This window comes from Streptomyces sp. NPDC107517, assembly GCF_055582645.1.
Map to the genome: position 1 here is coordinate 1 of NZ_JBVJPM010000098.1, position 1,584 is coordinate 1,584.

Consider the following 1,584-nt stretch of genomic DNA (forward strand, 5'->3'; position numbering starts at 1 on the left):
GTTGATCGAGGAGGTCGAGAGGCAGCCGGACAAGGTCATGCTCAGGACGCGGGCGCGGGCGGTGACCGCGGCCTGCCGGTGCGGCCGGAGTTCGGCGCGGGTGCACGGCCGGTACGTCCGCAGGCTGCGTGACGTCGCAGTGGGCGGTCTTGGTGTCGTGATCGAGTTATCTATACGCCGCTTCCGCTGTGAGAACGCCGCATGTCCCGCCGTGACGTTCGCCGAGCAGATCGCGGGACTGACGACTCCGCACAGCCGTTACACCCCGTTGCTGCGTGGGGTGTTGAGGCAGCTCGGCCTGGCCCTGGCCGGGCGGGCGGGAGCCCGCCTGGCGACGGTGATCGGCATCACCGTGGGCAAGGACACGCTGTTGCGCCTGGTCAGGGCCCTGCCCGAACCGCATGTCGGCAACGTGGAGGTGTTGGGTGTCGACGATTTCGCCTTCCGCAAGGGTCGCCATTACGGCACGTTGCTGATCGACATGGCCACCCACCGGCCGCTTCACCTCTACGACGGCCGCGATGGCGCGGACCTGGCCGCCTGGCTCCGCGGCCATCCCGAGGTGAAGGCCATCTGCCGCGACCGCTCCAGTGGATACAGCGAGGGCGCGCGGATCGGGGCACCACAGGCCGAGCAAGTGGCCGACCGCTATCACCTGTGGGCCAACCTCGGCCAGGCGGTCGAGAAAAGCGTGAACGCCCATCGCTCCCGTCTGACCGAACCGCTTTCCGAGTCTGCCGGCGCACGCGACGTGCTGGAGGAGCAGCCTGAGTTGGTCCAGCCGCCGGCGGAACTGAGGATCGTGACGCGGCTGCGTGAACAGCACGCCGCCGCCCACGAGCTGTGGGAACAGGGGATGTCGAAGGCCGCGATCGGCCGGAAACTCGGGCTGCACCAGGCCACCGTCCGCAAGCTGGTCAACGCCCGCTCCGCCAATGATGTCGTCGCCAAGAGTCTGCAACGGGCGCACATCGTCGACCCGTACGTCGGCCACCTCCACCAGCGGTGGCACGAAGGCGTCAGAAACGCCACCCAGCTCTACCGAGAAATCCAAGAACTCGGATATCCCGGAGGCGAGTTGGCTGTCCAACGTCACCTGCGGCGCTATCGGACCGGGCGCGGACATGCGCCTGCCGTGGGGCCCAAGCCTCCCTCGGTCCGCGAGGTCACCTCCTGGATCATGACCCACCCAGAACACCTGCGGGACGAGAACGCGGACAACCTGCACCGGCTGCGAGAGCGCGATCCCGAGCTGGACCGGCTCACCCTCCACGTCAGGAAGTTCGCCGTCATGATGACCGCACGACACGGCGACCGTCTCGAGGACTGGATCACCGCCGCCGAGCAGGACACCCTGGCTCCGCTCGCGTCCTTCGCCCGCAACCTCCGCCGCGACCTCGATGCCGTCCGCAACGGCCTGTCCCTGCCCTACAGTTCCGGCGCCGTCGAGGGAAACGTCAACCGGCTGAAGATGCTGAAGCGCCAGATGTTCGGCCGGGCCGGGCTCGATCTCCTTCGCAAACGCGTCTTGCTCGCACGATGAGTCCGGACCGTCCGCATCACAAGATCGTCGACAGAACCAAG

The 1,584-nt window shown here is 67.8% G+C and carries 1 protein-coding gene; it reads left to right on the plus strand.

Going from position 1 to position 1,584, the window contains the following annotated elements:
* The coding region (locus tag ACZ67T_RS46285) for an ISL3 family transposase (protein ID WP_469993099.1) at positions 1–1,543 on the plus strand (1,543 nt) is incomplete at its 5' end.
* Positions 1,544–1,584 lie beyond the last annotated feature (41 nt).